At 38.0% G+C, this 15,297-nt stretch carries 20 protein-coding genes and 1 tRNA gene; 13 read left to right on the forward strand and 8 right to left on the reverse strand.

Annotation, left to right across the window (positions count from 1 at the left end; all coding sequences use genetic code 11):
• Positions 1-285: 285 nt before the first annotated feature.
• On the reverse strand, positions 286-1,437 hold the full coding sequence (locus tag FFR48_RS04620) for an NAD-dependent epimerase/dehydratase family protein (RefSeq protein WP_096570441.1): 1,152 nt from the start codon (positions 1,435-1,437) through the stop codon (positions 286-288).
• A 149-nt stretch (positions 1,438-1,586) separates the two neighbouring features.
• A complete protein-coding gene (locus FFR48_RS04625; protein WP_096570443.1) occupies positions 1,587-2,093 on the reverse strand; it encodes a hypothetical protein in 507 nt (168 codons plus the stop codon).
• A 298-nt stretch (positions 2,094-2,391) separates the two neighbouring features.
• Between FFR48_RS04625 and FFR48_RS04630 the strand changes: the two genes are divergently transcribed.
• The 3 genes from FFR48_RS04630 (at position 2,392) to FFR48_RS04640 (ending at position 4,860) form a co-directional block, all read left to right on the forward strand.
• Entirely contained in the window at positions 2,392-2,739 is a 348-nt protein-coding gene (locus tag FFR48_RS04630; protein ID WP_096570445.1) for a slr0373 family blue light stress response protein, read from the forward strand.
• A 99-nt stretch (positions 2,740-2,838) separates the two neighbouring features.
• The gene (gene ycf46, locus FFR48_RS04635) at positions 2,839-4,350 is read left to right on the forward strand and encodes a stress-responsive protein Ycf46 (protein ID WP_096570447.1); all 1,512 of its coding nucleotides are present in this window, start codon (positions 2,839-2,841) and stop codon (positions 4,348-4,350) included.
• Positions 4,351-4,509: 159 nt separating this feature from the next.
• On the forward strand, positions 4,510-4,860 hold the full coding sequence (locus FFR48_RS04640; RefSeq protein WP_048868763.1) for a DUF1257 domain-containing protein: 351 nt from the start codon (positions 4,510-4,512) through the stop codon (positions 4,858-4,860).
• Positions 4,861-5,012: 152 nt separating this feature from the next.
• Here FFR48_RS04640 and FFR48_RS04645 read toward each other — a convergent pair whose 3' ends face one another.
• Complete coding sequence (locus FFR48_RS04645; protein ID WP_096570449.1) at positions 5,013-5,282, reverse strand: hypothetical protein; 270 nt, start codon at positions 5,280-5,282, stop codon at positions 5,013-5,015.
• Between the two features lie 362 nt (positions 5,283-5,644).
• Between FFR48_RS04645 and FFR48_RS04650 the strand changes: the two genes are divergently transcribed.
• Complete coding sequence (locus FFR48_RS04650; RefSeq protein WP_137666516.1) at positions 5,645-5,875, forward strand: type II toxin-antitoxin system HicB family antitoxin; 231 nt, start codon at positions 5,645-5,647, stop codon at positions 5,873-5,875.
• A 252-nt stretch (positions 5,876-6,127) separates the two neighbouring features.
• On the opposite strand, the gene FFR48_RS04655 is transcribed toward FFR48_RS04650, so the two are convergent.
• Positions 6,128-6,757 carry a retropepsin-like domain-containing protein gene (locus FFR48_RS04655; RefSeq protein WP_137666517.1) on the reverse strand — a complete coding sequence of 210 codons (630 nt, stop codon included), beginning with the start codon at positions 6,755-6,757 and terminating at the stop codon, positions 6,128-6,130.
• A 242-nt stretch (positions 6,758-6,999) separates the two neighbouring features.
• Between FFR48_RS04655 and FFR48_RS04660 the strand changes: the two genes are divergently transcribed.
• From FFR48_RS04660 to FFR48_RS04675, 4 genes are all read left to right on the forward strand, one after another.
• Complete coding sequence (locus FFR48_RS04660) at positions 7,000-7,656, forward strand: DUF488 domain-containing protein (protein ID WP_137666518.1); 657 nt, start codon at positions 7,000-7,002, stop codon at positions 7,654-7,656.
• Positions 7,649-8,119 carry a DUF488 domain-containing protein gene (locus FFR48_RS04665; RefSeq protein WP_096572771.1) on the forward strand — a complete coding sequence of 157 codons (471 nt, stop codon included), beginning with the start codon at positions 7,649-7,651 and terminating at the stop codon, positions 8,117-8,119. The genes FFR48_RS04660 and FFR48_RS04665 overlap by 8 nt, the downstream gene beginning before the upstream one ends.
• A 123-nt stretch (positions 8,120-8,242) precedes the next feature.
• A complete protein-coding gene (locus tag FFR48_RS04670) occupies positions 8,243-8,998 on the forward strand; it encodes a dual OB domain-containing protein (protein WP_137666519.1) in 756 nt (251 codons plus the stop codon).
• 251 nt (positions 8,999-9,249) lie between these two features.
• Positions 9,250-9,612 (forward strand): 2TM domain-containing protein, encoded by a 363-nt coding sequence (locus FFR48_RS04675; protein ID WP_096570458.1) that lies wholly within the window; start codon positions 9,250-9,252, stop codon positions 9,610-9,612.
• A 91-nt stretch (positions 9,613-9,703) separates the two neighbouring features.
• On the opposite strand, the gene FFR48_RS04680 is transcribed toward FFR48_RS04675, so the two are convergent.
• The 3 genes from FFR48_RS04680 to FFR48_RS04690 form a co-directional block, all read right to left on the reverse strand.
• A complete protein-coding gene (locus FFR48_RS04680; protein ID WP_137666520.1) occupies positions 9,704-10,600 on the reverse strand; it encodes an Rpn family recombination-promoting nuclease/putative transposase in 897 nt (298 codons plus the stop codon).
• Positions 10,601-10,653: 53 nt separating this feature from the next.
• Positions 10,654-12,165: an anthranilate synthase component I gene (trpE, locus tag FFR48_RS04685; RefSeq protein WP_137666521.1), complete on the reverse strand. Its 1,512-nt coding sequence runs from the start codon at positions 12,163-12,165 to the stop codon at positions 10,654-10,656.
• A gap of 143 nt (positions 12,166-12,308) precedes the next feature.
• Complete coding sequence (locus tag FFR48_RS04690) at positions 12,309-12,725, reverse strand: photosystem I reaction center subunit II PsaD (protein ID WP_096570464.1); 417 nt, start codon at positions 12,723-12,725, stop codon at positions 12,309-12,311.
• 289 nt (positions 12,726-13,014) lie between these two features.
• Between FFR48_RS04690 and FFR48_RS28890 the strand changes: the two genes are divergently transcribed.
• Complete coding sequence (locus FFR48_RS28890) at positions 13,015-13,173, forward strand: hypothetical protein (protein ID WP_201277574.1); 159 nt, start codon at positions 13,015-13,017, stop codon at positions 13,171-13,173.
• Positions 13,174-13,242: 69 nt separating this feature from the next.
• Here FFR48_RS28890 and FFR48_RS04700 read toward each other — a convergent pair whose 3' ends face one another.
• Positions 13,243-13,773 (reverse strand): hypothetical protein, encoded by a 531-nt coding sequence (locus FFR48_RS04700; protein ID WP_137666522.1) that lies wholly within the window; start codon positions 13,771-13,773, stop codon positions 13,243-13,245.
• Between the two features lie 106 nt (positions 13,774-13,879).
• On the opposite strand from FFR48_RS04700, the gene FFR48_RS04705 reads away from it, so the two are divergent.
• The 4 genes from FFR48_RS04705 to FFR48_RS04720 all read left to right on the forward strand — a co-directional run bounded on the left by FFR48_RS04705 (position 13,880) and on the right by FFR48_RS04720 (position 15,296).
• Complete coding sequence (locus FFR48_RS04705; protein ID WP_096570468.1) at positions 13,880-14,116, forward strand: DNA-directed RNA polymerase subunit omega; 237 nt, start codon at positions 13,880-13,882, stop codon at positions 14,114-14,116.
• Between the two features lie 66 nt (positions 14,117-14,182).
• Positions 14,183-14,674 carry a hypothetical protein gene (locus tag FFR48_RS04710; protein ID WP_190346862.1) on the forward strand — a complete coding sequence of 164 codons (492 nt, stop codon included), beginning with the start codon at positions 14,183-14,185 and terminating at the stop codon, positions 14,672-14,674.
• Positions 14,675-14,715: 41 nt separating this feature from the next.
• Positions 14,716-15,081 carry a DUF1818 family protein gene (locus FFR48_RS04715; protein WP_137666523.1) on the forward strand — a complete coding sequence of 122 codons (366 nt, stop codon included), beginning with the start codon at positions 14,716-14,718 and terminating at the stop codon, positions 15,079-15,081.
• Positions 15,082-15,222: 141 nt separating this feature from the next.
• Positions 15,223-15,296 (forward strand) — tRNA-Pro (locus tag FFR48_RS04720).
• Position 15,297: the final 1 nt, after the last annotated feature.

The following is a 15,297-nucleotide window of genomic DNA, read 5'->3' on the forward strand; positions in this document are numbered from 1 at the left end:
GTGGCGATGGGTAGTTGAAGATGAGCAGACAAAAGAAGATAGGAGAGATGAAAGTATGAGACATGAACTACAGCGCGTGGGAAAGGAGGAGAGTGACAGAAGTGCAGAAGAGGGGGCGGGGGGGATAGGACAGGGGTGAAAGGGGACAGGAGGCAGGGGGCAGGAGGCAGGGGGCAGGAGAAATGAAAATTGTAACTTTTGTCTTTTAATTTTCTCCCCCAGCTTCCCTTACTTCCCCAGCTTCCCCTGCTCTCTGTCACCTGTCACCTGTAACCTGTCACCTAATTATCTGTGCCAAGTGACTTTAGGCAGAATTTGATTATTATCAACTCGTTTCTGATACTTGACCGCAAAGTTTAACAGTGAATCAAGTAGAGAATCAGAGAGATAATGAGGTTGCAAGCCTAAATCCAGCAATTTGGTGTTTTTAGCGTTGAAGTAATGTTCTTCTTTTTCAATTCTGGGGTTGTCAATGTTATTGATTTCCACATTTAGCCCCATTGCGTTACCGGCTTTTTTCACCATTAACGCTAAGTCACCAACGCTGAATAATTCAGTGAATTGGTTAAATACGCGAAATTCTCCGGGTTGGGCTGGGTTGGCGATCGCCAGTTCAATACAACGCACTGTATCCCGAATATCCAAGAAACCGCGAGTTTGTCCACCTTTACCGTAAACAGTCAAAGGATGACCTATTGCAGCTTGAATACAGAAACGGTTAAGTGCAGTACCAAACACACCATCATAATCAAGGCGGTTGATCAAAAGTTCGTCCATACCAGTTTCTTCGGTCAGAACGCCATAAACAATACCTTGATTCAGATCAGTGGCTCGTAAACCCCAAATCCGACAAGCAAAGTGGATATTATGGCTATCGTGAACTTTGCTCAGGTGATACATTGAACCGGGCTGTTTAGGATAGGGCAATGTATCCTTACGTCCGTTGTGTTCAATGGTGATATAGCCTTCTTCGATATCAATATTGGGTGTTCCATATTCACCCATAGTTCCCAATTTCACCAAATGACAATCTGGGAAATCTTCCCGCATGATGTACAGCAGGTTCAGCGTACCCACGACGTTATTTACCTGAGTGAGTACCGCGTGTTCACGGTCAATCATAGAAAATGGCGCTGAACGCTGTTCACCAAAATGCACTATGGCATCTGGCTGAAATTGATGCAAAGCTTTGTGCAGAAAACTGTAATTGGTAATATCGCCGATAAATAGGTCGATAGATTTACCAGTCAAATCTTTCCATCGTTGGAGACGTTGTTGAATTGGTGCAATTGGGGTTAGAGTCTCAACACCGAGTTCATTGTCCCAGTGCCGACGCACCAAACTGTCTAGAATTCCAACTTCATAACCTCGATTAGAAAGGTAAAGTGCGGTTGCCCAACCGCAATACCCATCGCCACCAATAACCAGGACTTTCATCTTTACCAGTTTTTACTCGCTGATAGCTAAATCTACCAGGTTTCTGTCCCCTCTAGTTCATTAATTCTTGATTAAGGGGACTGGGGACTGGGGACTGGGGACTGGGTAATCAATTTTATTTTTCCCAATCACCAATCACCAATCACCAATCACTTAATTTTGTACTGTTTGGCAATGTAGTAAAACAAGCGGTAGTAATCTTTAAACTCTTTACTACTCGTTTGTCCTTGCCAGTGATAGTTGACTTGTTCTTGATTGATAGTTAGTTTCATTGAACTGACTTGTTGACCAACTTCTACCACTAGCACCCCAGATATACCCTGATCCGTTTTAAAGTTTTGGTCTATCTGTTTTGATGTTTCTGGGTTTTGTAATTTTGGTAAATCATTACTCGCCCAAGCGCGAATTTTTGTATCTTGGCTTTGTGATGAAACAAATATTACTCCATCGTTGTTGTCTGATGTAATGGCAGTCCAGTTACTCGGATAGGGAAACTCAAACCCATAACGGGGATTTTGGTATGTTTCCCACTTCTGTTCAGATGTCCAAAAGCCATTAGCACTGCAACCCCCACAAAGTATAGCCGTGCCAACACTGGAGACTAGTAAACCGATGACTCGCCTCAAATTACAAGTTTCGACGGCAGCAGTAGACATAATCACACCCTTTACCCCTATTGACTTTAGCTCAAGTCTGATTAGACTTTATTCTCATACATTCGGCTAAATAGACTCTCTTTTTACACCGTTTTATTTCTTAGGTTTATTGTTATATAAATTACTATTTTCAGGGAACAGGGAACAGGCAAGAAATTTATTCTTATTATCCTGCCTCCTGCCTCCTATTATTAAGAAATATTACAAAAATGCCATCAAAACGTCTGAATGGGTTGACAAGAAATAAAAGAACCGATAACGTAAGATACATACCCGGGTAAGACCACTAGAAAGTCGTATGCAAACTAAGCAGAAGGTTACGTTATATTTATCGCCGGAATTGCACAGAAGATTAAAAATTCGTTCTGCTGTTGACTCAGAACCGATGTCAGACCTAGCGGAACGAGCGCTCAGTTTCTACCTGACTAACTCAGAATTGGTTGAAGAATTGGAAGAGTCTTCTTACGGCAGAACTCACAGGGTTTATTCCTGTCCCGCTTGTGAAAGTTCACTTGTTTTACGTAACGGGGAATTAGTAGCTTTGGGTAATCAGCCAGGACTAATTGGTCAAGAACATCTATCCATTGAGGAGATGGAAGAAGATGAAACCCATCCCAAGGGTGAGGAAGAATTAGTCCCTTGCTAGTTAGGAATTATGAATGGATGAATTAATAATAGATTTGGTTGTTCTGACCAACGGCGATGATTGTACTGTCTCTATAAGGTCTCAAGTAGGTCGATAGATATGAAAGAAGAGCTAAACATACTCATTCAAGCTCAATACCCTTTAATCTACCTTGTGACCTCCGAGGAAGAACGGGCAGAGCAAGCAATCTACACAATTTCTCAATTGTTAAAGCCTCAACGTCGAGTTTATGTTTGGACAGTAACTCACGGCATTGTGGAATACGGTCAACCCCGGAGTACAACTCAACACAATACCGTTTCTCCAGAGGCGGCGATTGAGTGGATCATTAGACAGAAAGAACCCGGTATATTTATTCTTAAAGATTTACATCCTTTTATTGATGCTCCGGCAACAACTAGATCGCTTCGGGATGCGATCGCTAGTTTTAAGGGAATGCAAAAGAACATCATTTTGATGTCTCCAGTGCAACAGGTACCAATAGAACTAGAAAAAGAAGTTGTTGTTATTGACTTCCAACTGCCGGATATGTCTGAGTTGAATAAAGTTTTAACTCAACATCAAGAGCAGCATCGTGGACGACGGTTGACTACCGAGGCTAGAGAAAAACTGCTGAGAGCAGCTTTAGGTCTAACTAAAGATGAAACTGAGAAAGTATATCGTAAGGCTCAGGTAACAACGGGGCGGTTGACGGAAGATGAAGTTGATATAGTTTTATCAGAAAAGAAACAACTCATACGCCGTAACGGTATTTTAGAGTACATCGAAGAAGATGAAACTATTGAAGCTGTAGGCGGTTTAGAGGAGTTGAAAAAGTGGCTCAAACAACGCTCCAACGCTTTCACAGAAAGAGCTAGAGAGTATGGTTTGCCGCAACCGAAAGGGATGTTAATTTTAGGTGTTCCTGGTTGTGGAAAGTCACTGATAGCCAAAACTACCTCCCGTTTGTGGGGTTTACCAATCTTGCGTTTAGATATGGGGCGAGTTTACGATGGCTCAATGGTGGGTCGAAGTGAAGCAAATCTGCGAAATGCCCTGAAAACAGCAGAATCAATTTCCCCAACGATTCTGTTTATCGACGAGTTGGATAAATCTTTTGCGGGTAGTGCAGGTTCTGGTGATTCTGATGGGGGGACATCAAGTAGAATTTTTGGCTCTTTCTTGACCTGGATGCAGGAAAAGAAATCTCCAGTATTTGTAATGGCGACTGCGAACCGGGTAGAACGTTTACCGGGTGAGTTTTTAAGAAAAGGTCGCTTTGATGAAATTTTCTTTGTGGATCTGCCCACACCAGAAGAACGTCAGGATATCTTCAACATTCACCTGACTAAAAGAAGGGAAGATATTGCTAGATTTGATTTAGAACAACTAGCAAAAATGTCAGACGGTTTTTCAGGGGCAGAAATTGAACAGGCGATCGTTGCGGCGATGTATGAAGCTTTTGCCCAGGATCGGGAGTTCACCCAATTAGATATTATTGCTGCATTGAAGTCAACTTTGCCGCTGTCACGAACGATGCAAGAACAGGTCACAGCTTTAAGAGACTGGGCCAGACAGCGTGCTAGACCCGCCGCAGCCTCCGTTGCTGAATATCAGCGCATGGAGTTTTAAAAGCTTTCCTCTGTATGCCAGAGGGGAAAGGTTAGCTCACAAGGCTAACAGGTTACGAAAAAAAAGCCGCTTCCCAATTAATCCCAAATTAATGCGGCTTCGCTGAAAAAGAAACCGTTGTCGTTTTTCTCATCAATCTTCTCATTGGAGGAAACCCAAATGTCTCACTTTAGCACTCTGCGTACCAAAATCACCGATGCCGAAATCCTCAAATCTTCTTTGCGCGACTTAGGTATTAGCGTAAAGACTGAAGCTGATGTTCGTGGTTATAACGGTCAGCGTGTTCGTTCCGACATCGTTGCTGTATTGGAAGGCGAGTACGATTTAGGTTGGTCTCGCAATAGCGATGGTTCTTTTGATTTAATCGCTGATTTGTGGGGCGTTGCTAAGAAGCACAACCAAACCGAGTTGATCAACTCCATTAACCAAAAATACGCCGTTAACAAAACTTTGGCTGAAGTAAAACAGCGCGGCCTGCAAAACGCTAACGTTAAGTTGGTGTTGCAATAAGAATTTCTCTGCGCGTTCCCAAAGCTGAACGGGTTAACCAAGCATTAGCGGTTAGCCCGCTTTTTTTTGTCTTTATTTGTCTGAATCAGGATGTCCAGGATTTGAGGATGTATAGGATAAGAACGCATTTTAAACCCAGTCTAGAAGATACATTAAAATTCAGTTTCAGATCGGGTATCGTAAACAAGCTGAAGACATTTCTCGAAGTCGTCACCTTGCCAAGTTCCAGCAAATTTGAGCAAATCTTTGGCTTTAGATCCGCGTAATATTGGTTCTCCATCTTCTACAGAAATATTAGTTGATTTGATGGTGGAGGTATTTGTTTTGGTGTTGAGATATTCGAGATAGTCTAGGGTTTGTTCCAGTATCGGTTCTGGAGTGTTTTCTATGGCTGCAATTAGTTGTTCTTTGATGGTGTTCATAGACGTAATTAGGGAATGATAATATTATAGTTTTATGATTGTATCCGTAGAATAATAATTTAAAATTGCTGATCAATTTTTGACAGGGATAGAATAAAATATAAACCAGCAGGGTGCTAAGAGGAAATGCCGAAGAAGATCAGAGAATTGAAAGCAATGGTTGTAAAAGTTGGGTATGTCCTTCAACCAGGTAGAGGTAAAGGAAGTCATACTTATTGGAAACATCCGTTATTACCTGAATAACCTTTAACTATACCAGGGAAAGATGGGGATGATGCGCCGCTATATTTAGAGAGAAATATTCAACGGGTGCTGAAAAAGCTTAAAGAATTGGAAAACTTAGAAAATAAGGAAAGTGAAGAATGAACTATCACTACAGTATGGTAATTCAATGGTCAGAGGAAGATCAACTTTTTTTAGTTCACTTACCTGAGTTTCCCTGGCAAGAGTTTCATACACATGGTAGAACTTATGAGGAAGCTGCTAGAAATGGTCAGGAAGTAATTGAGATTTTTGTGGAGATGTTGAAGGAAGAAAATAAAGTATTACCAGAACCGAAAATGCTGCCTAAAAAACCATTACAGGTTGCTTAAAATATACTATACGGTTAGTTTTCATCATTGAGAATTGATTCTAAAATTTCTGGTGTGATTCCGTTAGCAATTACTTGTTGACTTGCTGCTTCCATGATGTCTAAGCGTGGTTTTTCACTGATTGAAGTAATTTCAAGATGTAATTGTCTGAATCCTGTAAATCCTTAAATCCGGGATATCCTGATTCAGACAAATTATGACCCGTAGTAGTAGGTTAGGTTAACGTAAGGAAACCCAAGAAATTGGATGTTATCAATGCAAGTTTTCACACCATGAGAAAATAATTTTCTCCTCAGCTTGTCTAAATTCAATATTAAACTTATCAAATACAACTTCTCGACCTAATAATAATTGTTCTCCACCCGTATTACTTTGTAACCATGCTACAGGAGCAATCAAATTATATCCATCAATTGTCATTTCTACATTACGTAAAACATACTCAACCCTACCACCAATAGTTTCTGCTAACAAAGTTGATTCTGAATCAGCTAAAGCATAACCTAAATCTTGACCTACTTTCAAAGAAATTAAGCTCAATTCAGCACCAGAATCTACTAACATTATTGCAGAAAATTCTATATTTCCATGTTTTAATTTAACACTATAATTGGGTTGCCAATCATGACGCGCAACAGTTCGGAAACGAATTGGTAAAATTTGTACAGATGCGGTGTGATGAGGAACTAAATAAATTAAAAAATTCTGTTTTGTAGCTTTAGCTAATTCTAAAACTTCTTGTAAATTTTCGCTATGTGCGATTATCCCATTAGAATTATAAGCAACATATTGATTTTTATATAAATCCAATAATTGATGACGGTTTTTGTTTAACCGTTTAAGAATTTCATCTCTTTCACTGGGGGAGGGTGTTGTGTTCATATTTATGAATATACTGTACTTCTTTTATTATACAATTATGATTGTTCAATCAGTATCATCTCTTCCCAAAGTTAGATTATGAGTTCCCGTCGTATGCTCAAACCTGGTGAAAATTCTGATTGGTATTATTAGTTAAGTAATTTCTCTGATGGTAATTTAACGCAGATGTTTTTACAAATATTTTGGGATATTTGGGTAATATAAATGATATAATCATTTTTCAGGATTTTAATAAAACCTCTATGAAAACCTTTACTATTGGACATTCCAACCACACCATAGAATCTTTTATTGAACTATTACAAAAACACGATGTTACCGCTTTAGCTGATGTGCGTTCTAGTCCCTATAGTCGCAGGTTTCCTCAGTTTAATCAATCAAATTTAAAAGCAGCATTGAAAACTGTCAATATTGCTTATGTTCCTTTGGGTGATAATTTAGGTGCGCGTCCTAGTGATAGAAGTTGTTATGTAGATGGAATGGCCAGATATGATTTAATTGCTGCGACGGAAGCGTTTAAATTAGGTTTAAATCGTTTGATTCAAGGTTCGCAAAAATTCCAAATTAGTTTAATGTGTGCAGAACAAGATCCCATTGTTTGTCATCGGGCAATTTTGGTTTCTCCTCATTTAAAAAATGCAGGTTTGAATATTTATCATATTCTTAAAAATGGAGATTTAGAATCTAATAAAGATTTAGAAAATCGAGTTTTAAAACTCCATACTTTATATGATTTATTACCAGAAAATCAAAGTTCTGCTAAACAACTTTCTCTGTTTGATATGCGGTCTAACCAAACTATTGAAAAACAGTTTAACCGTGCAGAGTTAGTAGAAAAAGCATATCAATTACAAGGTGAAAAAGTCGCGTATACAGAAAATAAGGATGATCATGAATAAGCAAAATCAAGAAGTTAATTTATTTACGATTGGGTTTACTCAAAAGAAAGCAGAACAATTTTTTGAGACTTTGATAAAATCTGGTGTTAAACGAGTGATTGATACCAGATTAAACAATGTTTCCCAACTTGCGGGATTTGCAAAAAAGCAAGATTTACAATATTTTCTGCGTAAAATTGCAGATATTGAATATATCCATATTCTTGATTTAGCACCAACTCAAGATATTTTAGATGCTTATAAAAAAAAGCAAATAACTTGGGATGTCTATGAGGAAAAATTCAATCTTTTGATTTCACAACGACAAATTGAAAAGAAATTATCTATAGATATGATAGATAAAAGTTGTTTGTTGTGTAGTGAACTTAAACCCCATAACTGTCATCGGCGGTTAGTAGCTGAATATTTGCAAGGTAAGTTAGATAGTAAGTTAGATAAAAGTATCAAGATTCATCATCTTTGAGTATATTCTCAGACACGGATATATTTAGGTTTTGTTTAAGCGTTAAGTAGTTTTACTGTTCAATTTTCAAATCTTCTCATTTTACTATTACTGTAACAAGTAAGGTGCAAGTGAGAATATAAGATGTTGACATTTGATATTATCTGTTTAGCAAAATCTACTAAACATGGTGGAATTTGTATTGCGGGGATAAAAACCGATGGTTCTGGATGGTTGCGGCCAATTTCTAATAGAAGAAATGGTACTTTATATCCAGAACATTTCATGACTAGAGATGGTCAAGAACCAGAATTATTTGATGTTATTAGGATTCCTTTTATTAGACATGAACCGCAATGTCATCATCCTGAAAATTACCTAATTCATTATAGTTATAAATGGCAGATTTTAGGGAAAGCAAGTTTAGAACAAGTTAAAAATTTAATCAAACCAGAAATTAAACGTGGTTCTTCAGAACCAAAATTATTAGGTAATTTTGATAAACAGATAGGTTATGAAGATTTACAAAATACACCTCTTAAATCTTCCTTAGCGATGATTAATCCAGAGGTGTTAGAATGGGAGGTGAGATATAATTCACAAAATAAAAAAAATTTTAGATGTTTGTTTTGTTTATGTGGAAATTCTTATGATTTACCTATTACTGATCCGGTGTGGATAGAGAAACTAAACGTTTTAGAAGAGGGAATATATTTCTGTGAAGATGTGATCGAAAAACTAAACTTAGAAAACTTTGAACCGGATAAATTTAGATTAACCATTAGTTTAAGTGAACCTTTTCAACCTTATTATCCCAGTCAATTAGAATATTGTTATAAATTGGTTGCATCCGTAATTAATGTTACTGATGTTTCTTTCCGTTTGGGATGGTATAGATGATAAGTGACAGGTAACAGTTTTAAAAATAACTTCAACGTCCAAAATTTCTCTGCGTTCTCTGCGTCTCTGCGGTTCGTTTTCTTAAACTTTGATAATATTGTCTTTTAAAATACTGTAATAACTAATATGTAAAAGATAGAATATTTAGCGAAATTGTTTTTAACAACAAGGTCAAATATTTTTTAAGGTTGTATTTCTACCGCTTCAGATGTAAATGTCAAAAGTATTTTTTACCAGATTAGGTATTGATAATGACTTACAATTCAGAGGAAATGCAGCAAATTTTAGAAGTTGCTTTTAAACGCAAGCAACAGGGAGAATTTACGCGAGAACAAATAATAGAAATTGCTTCAGAATTAGGGGTTTCTTCGGAATCTCTCATTGCTGCGGAAAATGAATGGTTAAAAAAACAAGTAGAAGTGAAAAAAGAAGCAATGTCTAATCATCAAAAACAGCAAGAGTTTAAATCACATTTCATGGTTTTTTTGATTGTTAACGGGTTTTTGATTTTGTTAAACTTGTTCACTGGTTCTGGTTATTTTTGGGCTATTTTCCCGCTTTTGGGTTGGGGTTTAGGTTTGTTACTGCATTGGATGAATGCTTATAAAAAGTAGGGTTTAGAGTAAGTTTTAGATCCCCGACTTCTTTCACTATCATGTCTATAAATCATAAATTGATGACAGAAATCGGGGATCTGTTTATTTATTACTGACTGATCTCAGACTGTAACCACATTTCCAAATCATTAATGTCTTTAAAATCTAATAATGATTCTCCTAGTTTTTCCAATTGTTCTATATTCAAAATATTGAGATTTTGAATATAACTATCACCCAACTTTCCAAACCGCTTAGATAACATCCTTAATAGTAAGTTGATTGCTTCATCTTTTCTACCTTCCTGTCTACCTTCCTGTCTACCTTCCTGTCTACCCTCCTGTCTACCTTCTTGTTTACCTTCTTGCTTTGCTTCTTGATATACTCTTGTTTGCTTAATATCACTCACTAAAAACATTGCTTCTATCTCCTGACGGCTTAATTGTGAAAACTTTGACAATAAAACAGTCTCTAACAATTCTATAATACTTTGTTTTTCGTTGTCATCCTCAATTTCTGTTTTGGTTCTGTCCATGAGGTTTTTCACTAATTCTGGTGCTTGTGCTTCTTTACTGACAATTAACTCAATTAACCCCATTCCTATTGAACCTGGTGGTAATTCATCTAAATAAATTCTTTTAATTCTCCCACTGTTAATAAATTCTTGTTGATAAGCTGTCAGTTCTCCTACGTCTAAACTCCGTTTTGCAAATAAAGCTATTGCTTGCCAATCTTGTACAGGTTTAAATTGATTGAGATAAATGTTTATTTCTGCTATTAATTCCCAGTAAAAGTCTGGTTTTGGTTGAAATTGCACTTCCACAAAATAGATGGGTTTTTCTACATTATCTGTCATAAAAATCCCATCAAATCTAAATGCTTTTTCTTTCACTTCTACAGAGGTGAATTGATAATCTTTGGCATTTTCTGTTGGTTCACCCAGTATTTCAAATAATAGGGTGTGAAATGTCAGGAATATTTGGTAGAAGATTGTGTCTGTGTGCATTTTTTATTGTAGTTTTCTCTGATTTTTAACCAGCATTTTTTAACTAGCAGAACTTATCGCAAACATCTAATTGCTTCTAATAAACCTCTGGCTTTATTTAATGTCTCCTCATATTCTTTTTCTGGTTCGGAGTCTGCTACTAAACCTGCACCTGCTTGGACAGTAACAGTTTGATTATTTAATACCATTGTGCGGATAGCGATCGCACTATTTAATTGTCCTTCAAAGTCATAATATCCATACACCCCAGAATATACTCCTCTGCGGGTTGGTTCTAGTTCGTTAATTATTTCCATTGCGCGAATTTTCGGCGCACCGCTTACTGTTCCCGCAGGAAAACACGCTTTTAATAAATCCCATGCTGTCTTATTTTCTGCTAATTTACCTACTACATTACTCACAATGTGCATGACATGAGAATAAAGTTCAATTACCATTAATTCATCTACTTTAACTGTGCCATTTTCACACACTCTTCCTAAATCATTTCTTCCTAAATCTACTAACATGATATGTTCAGCAACTTCTTTAGGATCTTGTAATAAATCTGCTGCTAAAGCTTCATCTTCTTTTGTGGTTTTTCCTCTTGGTCTTGTTCCTGCTATTGGTCTAACTGTGGCAATAATTCCTCCTTCTTCATCTCGTTCTGCTTTCACCATCACTTCAGGACTAGAACCGATAATTTGCCAGTCTTGGAAGTTAAAAAACGCCATGTAAGGTGAAGGGTTAATTTGGCGTAAAGACCGATATAGAGCGAAAGGATCACCTTTATATTCTGTGGATAATCTTTGAGAAATCACAACTTGGAAAATATCGCCAGCTTTAATATATTCTTTCGCTTTTTCTACACTCGCGCAAAATTCTTTTTTAGTGAAATTGCTGGTGTATTCTTCTATTCCAGCTTTGGGTTTATTTTGGGGAGATGTCCAAGGTAATTTAGTATTTTCTGGTGATATGGGTAAGGATAATTTGCTTACCATTTCTTGAATGCGATCGCACGCTTTTTGATAAGCAATTTCTAAGTTTTCATTATTCCTTAAATCTGCGTAGGCGATCGCCCAAATTTTGCGTTTTACCTGATCAAATATCAATAAATGATCTACTTGCATCCATAACCCATCAGGAAGATTACGCTCATCTTGGGCATGAATTGGTACACGGGGTTCAATCCAATTGATTAACTCATAGCCCCAAAACCCAAATAAACCGCCAATTCCTGAAGGTAGCTGTGGTAATTTTACTGGGTGATAAGGTGCTAAACATTCCGCTAACACATTAAACGGATCACCTGTGAAAACTTTCTGTGAACCATCTCTATAGGTTTGGGTAGTTTGATCTCCCCTTGCTTCTAAAATCCAAAGCGGGTTACAACCCAATAAACTATATCTTCCTACTTTTTCACCACCTTCCACCGACTCCAGCAAAAAGCTGTAAGGTTGACTTGCACAAACCTTGTACCAAGCAGAAACAGGGGTATCCAAGTCAGCTACCCATTCTTGATAGACAGGAACAAAATTACCTTGTTGAGCGAGTTTTGTAAATTGTTGGAAGTCGGGGAAAATCATAAATAATCTGGTGATTAGGGATTGGGGATTGGTGATTGGGTGTGAGGATGATTATAGAAGATGAATGATAAATTATCAGCATTTATCATTATCTACAATTCCCAGTCCCCAGTCCCCAGTCCCCAGTCCCTAGTAACTAGACCTTATGCGTCGTGGGTAGCTTTACCACTGAACTTGAGTTGTGCAGGACTGGGGTTTTGACCAATTCTGCGGGGTACGTGGCGCACCATTTGACGACCAGCATTTACCTTTTCAGGGAAGACACCATCAGCAGGGTGAATGAAAGTGGTTTCACCGCTGGGGAGAATCCGGTAAATTTTGTAGTCAGTGATTTTGAATTTGCGGAGTTGAGCGCCTAAAGCGATACCATACTCCTTGCGAGCCAAATAAAGCAAGTTTTCGCCTTTTAGCATTGTAGCAGCGCCACCAGTAGGCATTTCAAAAACCTGCTCTTTGGGGCTTGTCCAGGTGATAGCGTACTTTTCTTCTACTTCTGCTTTTTTAAGTAGACCGCCAGTGCTACCGCCGAAGAGGGGAGTTTGTCCAGTTAGAGTTGCCATAAGGTTAAGGTTTTCTCTCAACGTTTTTAGGGCATACTAACACCGTAACCCACCTTATGTTGCGATCGCGTTATAGACTGTAACAGTTTTTAGGAAATGGGTGATTGGTGATTGGAGACTGGGGACTGGGAAAAATCTTTTCCTCCCCATCACCCGATCTGATTGATGCAATTTTTGTCGCTGTGGTCTAGGTAGTTTGGCAACGCGGACAAATTATTTGACAATTTAACAGAATATTGTCACAAAAAATCAAAACTATTGAAACCCTGCTGTAACAGCGAAACTAAAAATGGAGGTTATTCAAAGTTTATTAGAAGCAGGCGATCGCACTACCTATGCTCAAAGACTCAAAGAAGCAGCAGTAAAACTGGGTAAATCAGTGCGAACAGGAAGGCTTAAAAGCTTACACTTTTTGAACGTTAAAATAGCTAAAACCCTTTGCCTGTAAAGTTTTCAGAGTTATATGGCTAACGCCACGCTACGCTATCAGCAACCCCTAATTATCAATTCTTAATTCTCAATTCTCAATTGGTAAACCCAACTTACTTTGATTGGTCATTTGGATATTACATAGGTCTGGATTTAAATCCAGTTTACAGGTGTAAGTTGCTAACATTTCTTTTTGATAATTGAAAACGCGGATGTTATAACCCAAATTACGAGTATAATTACCCAGACTATGCACAAATCGGTAGCGTTCTAGATAATCTAATAAACTCCAAATTTGCTGATTTACGATCAAGTCTACACGGGCTGATTCATTTTCAGACGCTGGATATGCTATCCAGTTATCTAAAAGTTTATTTTCAGAAATTTCCTTAGCCCACCACAAACTAGGGATCGTTAAACTTTTGGAGTTAATAGTGTTAGCTGTGATGACAGAACCTTGGGGAGTAGTCAATAAATTTAGTTCTAGTGGTGCATCGGAAGGACGGGGTATATTTCCCGCTTGTGAGGGTCGGATGGATAAACTAAAAAAAGTAGTTAGACTCGCGCCGAGTATGAATAACAGAGATTTTTGGGAAGTGATAAAATTCTTTTTAGACATAAGTACAGATCAAAAATTTTTGTGTTATTTATAATATATACAATTCCAATTTCTCAGTTTCTTTTGGTACTGCTAAACTGGGTGAGAATCCTAACAAACACAAATTATGCTCAAGCGTTCCAAGTTCGAGACAACCCAATCTCAAATTATGCACCGTGCCGAGGATCTTATTAGCGCCGCTTCAAATCGCTATCGGATTACTGTGCAAGTAGCTAATCGTGCCAAGCGTCGGCGTTACGAAGATTTTGAAAATAATGAAGATAGCATGATGAAACCTGTACTTAGAGCCATTATTGAGATGTCTGATGAACTAACTCAGCCGGAAATTATCGGCGATTTGTAATTGACATGATGCTGGGAATGGGTCATTAGTTCCCTATTCCCAGTTTTTTTATCGTAAAATCAATCAATGAAAAAGAAAAAACTTTTATTTTTGCGGTTTCAATCAGGACTGATAATTACAATAATAACTCTGAGTGTATTGATTTTCGGTTCAGGAAACTTCGATTTTCTGAGCATCTCACCTGCTGTAGCCCAGAGAATCAGCCCTAGTGATATTTGGCAGTTAGTGTATCAGCAATTACCCGACCTGTCAAAAGAAAATCAATATATCAGTAAAGAAACTGGCAAGGTGGCTGAAAATAACACCTTAGCTAGTCGGTTGATTCGTTATCACATTTATGTAAAAGGTAGAGTGCCTATATATCGTTTCGATTGGAAACTAACTTTAGCTGACTATTTGAATGCAAATGAAGTTATATATGAAGCTTCCTATCCGGGTAATGATTCCTTAAAGCAAAATCCATTAGAGGGCGATCGCACTGCTATAGCTAAACTCACCCGCAACCAACGTAATAAGCTAGTACAAGTCCTGGTTGATATTTTTAATACTCCAAGGTAGGGCGTGGGGACTGGTGACTGGTGACTAATAACTAATGACTAATGCAAAAGGTAATTAAAAGCGGAACTGGTTGGCGTATAGGTTGGAATCCAGACGCACCAGAATTTCAAGGTTTAGTTGGTACAGATAATTGGGCGGTTGAATTAACCAAGGTTGAATTAGATGATTTTTGTCGCTTATTAAACCAGCTTGTGGATACTATGAAGCATTTAGCGACAGAATTAATGGATGAAGAAAAAATTGCCTGTGAAGCCGAAAGCGATTTATTATGGATGGAGGTAGAAGGTTATCCCCACTCCTATAGTTTACGCTTGATCCTCAACACTGGGCGATGTGCAGAAGGACAATGGGATGCTGATGCAGTACCGGGTTTGGTGGCAGCAGCAGCGATACTGAAAGTTTTTTGAAAAACCCCCTTGCGTTTTCCTTCGACTTTTGATATATTTAGGAAAGTGACTTAATAAAGGTTAGATTCACAATCTAAATTCACAAATTTGGAAAAATCCCCAATCCAAAATCTAAGATCAAGAATCTAAAAGTTAAATTAACGGGGCGTAGCGCAGCTTGGTAGCGCGCCACTTTGGGGTAGTGGAGGTCGTGGGTTCGAATCCCGCCGCTCCGAT

Source organism: Sphaerospermopsis reniformis (genome assembly GCF_005402885.1).
Lineage (GTDB): Bacteria > Cyanobacteriota > Cyanobacteriia > Cyanobacteriales > Nostocaceae > Sphaerospermopsis > Sphaerospermopsis kisseleviana.

Excerpts from the sequence above, each read along its gene's own strand:
- FFR48_RS04700 (WP_137666522.1), bottom strand. The coding sequence starts at position 13,773 with ATGTCTAAAAAGAATTTTATCACTTCCCAAAAATCTCTGTTATTCATA.
- FFR48_RS04630 (WP_096570445.1), top strand. The coding sequence starts at position 2,392 with ATGCAAACTAAGCAGAAGGTTACGTTATATTTATCGCCGGAATTGCAC.
- FFR48_RS04705 (WP_096570468.1), top strand. The coding sequence starts at position 13,880 with ATGCTCAAGCGTTCCAAGTTCGAGACAACCCAATCTCAAATTATGCAC.
- trpE (WP_137666521.1), bottom strand. The coding sequence starts at position 12,165 with ATGATTTTCCCCGACTTCCAACAATTTACAAAACTCGCTCAACAAGGT.
- FFR48_RS04690 (WP_096570464.1), bottom strand. The coding sequence starts at position 12,725 with ATGGCAACTCTAACTGGACAAACTCCCCTCTTCGGCGGTAGCACTGGC.
- FFR48_RS04655 (WP_137666517.1), bottom strand. The coding sequence starts at position 6,757 with ATGAACACAACACCCTCCCCCAGTGAAAGAGATGAAATTCTTAAACGG.
- ycf46 (WP_096570447.1), top strand. The coding sequence starts at position 2,839 with ATGAAAGAAGAGCTAAACATACTCATTCAAGCTCAATACCCTTTAATC.
- FFR48_RS04710 (WP_190346862.1), top strand. The coding sequence starts at position 14,183 with ATGAAAAAGAAAAAACTTTTATTTTTGCGGTTTCAATCAGGACTGATA.
- FFR48_RS28890 (WP_201277574.1), top strand. The coding sequence starts at position 13,015 with ATGGAGGTTATTCAAAGTTTATTAGAAGCAGGCGATCGCACTACCTAT.
- FFR48_RS04670 (WP_137666519.1), top strand. The coding sequence starts at position 8,243 with ATGTTGACATTTGATATTATCTGTTTAGCAAAATCTACTAAACATGGT.
- FFR48_RS04625 (WP_096570443.1), bottom strand. The coding sequence starts at position 2,093 with ATGTCTACTGCTGCCGTCGAAACTTGTAATTTGAGGCGAGTCATCGGT.
- FFR48_RS04620 (WP_096570441.1), bottom strand. The coding sequence starts at position 1,437 with ATGAAAGTCCTGGTTATTGGTGGCGATGGGTATTGCGGTTGGGCAACC.
- FFR48_RS04660 (WP_137666518.1), top strand. The coding sequence starts at position 7,000 with ATGAAAACCTTTACTATTGGACATTCCAACCACACCATAGAATCTTTT.
- FFR48_RS04665 (WP_096572771.1), top strand. The coding sequence starts at position 7,649 with ATGAATAAGCAAAATCAAGAAGTTAATTTATTTACGATTGGGTTTACT.
- FFR48_RS04645 (WP_096570449.1), bottom strand. The coding sequence starts at position 5,282 with ATGAACACCATCAAAGAACAACTAATTGCAGCCATAGAAAACACTCCA.
- FFR48_RS04715 (WP_137666523.1), top strand. The coding sequence starts at position 14,716 with ATGCAAAAGGTAATTAAAAGCGGAACTGGTTGGCGTATAGGTTGGAAT.
- FFR48_RS04680 (WP_137666520.1), bottom strand. The coding sequence starts at position 10,600 with ATGCACACAGACACAATCTTCTACCAAATATTCCTGACATTTCACACC.
- FFR48_RS04640 (WP_048868763.1), top strand. The coding sequence starts at position 4,510 with ATGTCTCACTTTAGCACTCTGCGTACCAAAATCACCGATGCCGAAATC.
- FFR48_RS04650 (WP_137666516.1), top strand. The coding sequence starts at position 5,645 with ATGAACTATCACTACAGTATGGTAATTCAATGGTCAGAGGAAGATCAA.
- FFR48_RS04675 (WP_096570458.1), top strand. The coding sequence starts at position 9,250 with ATGACTTACAATTCAGAGGAAATGCAGCAAATTTTAGAAGTTGCTTTT.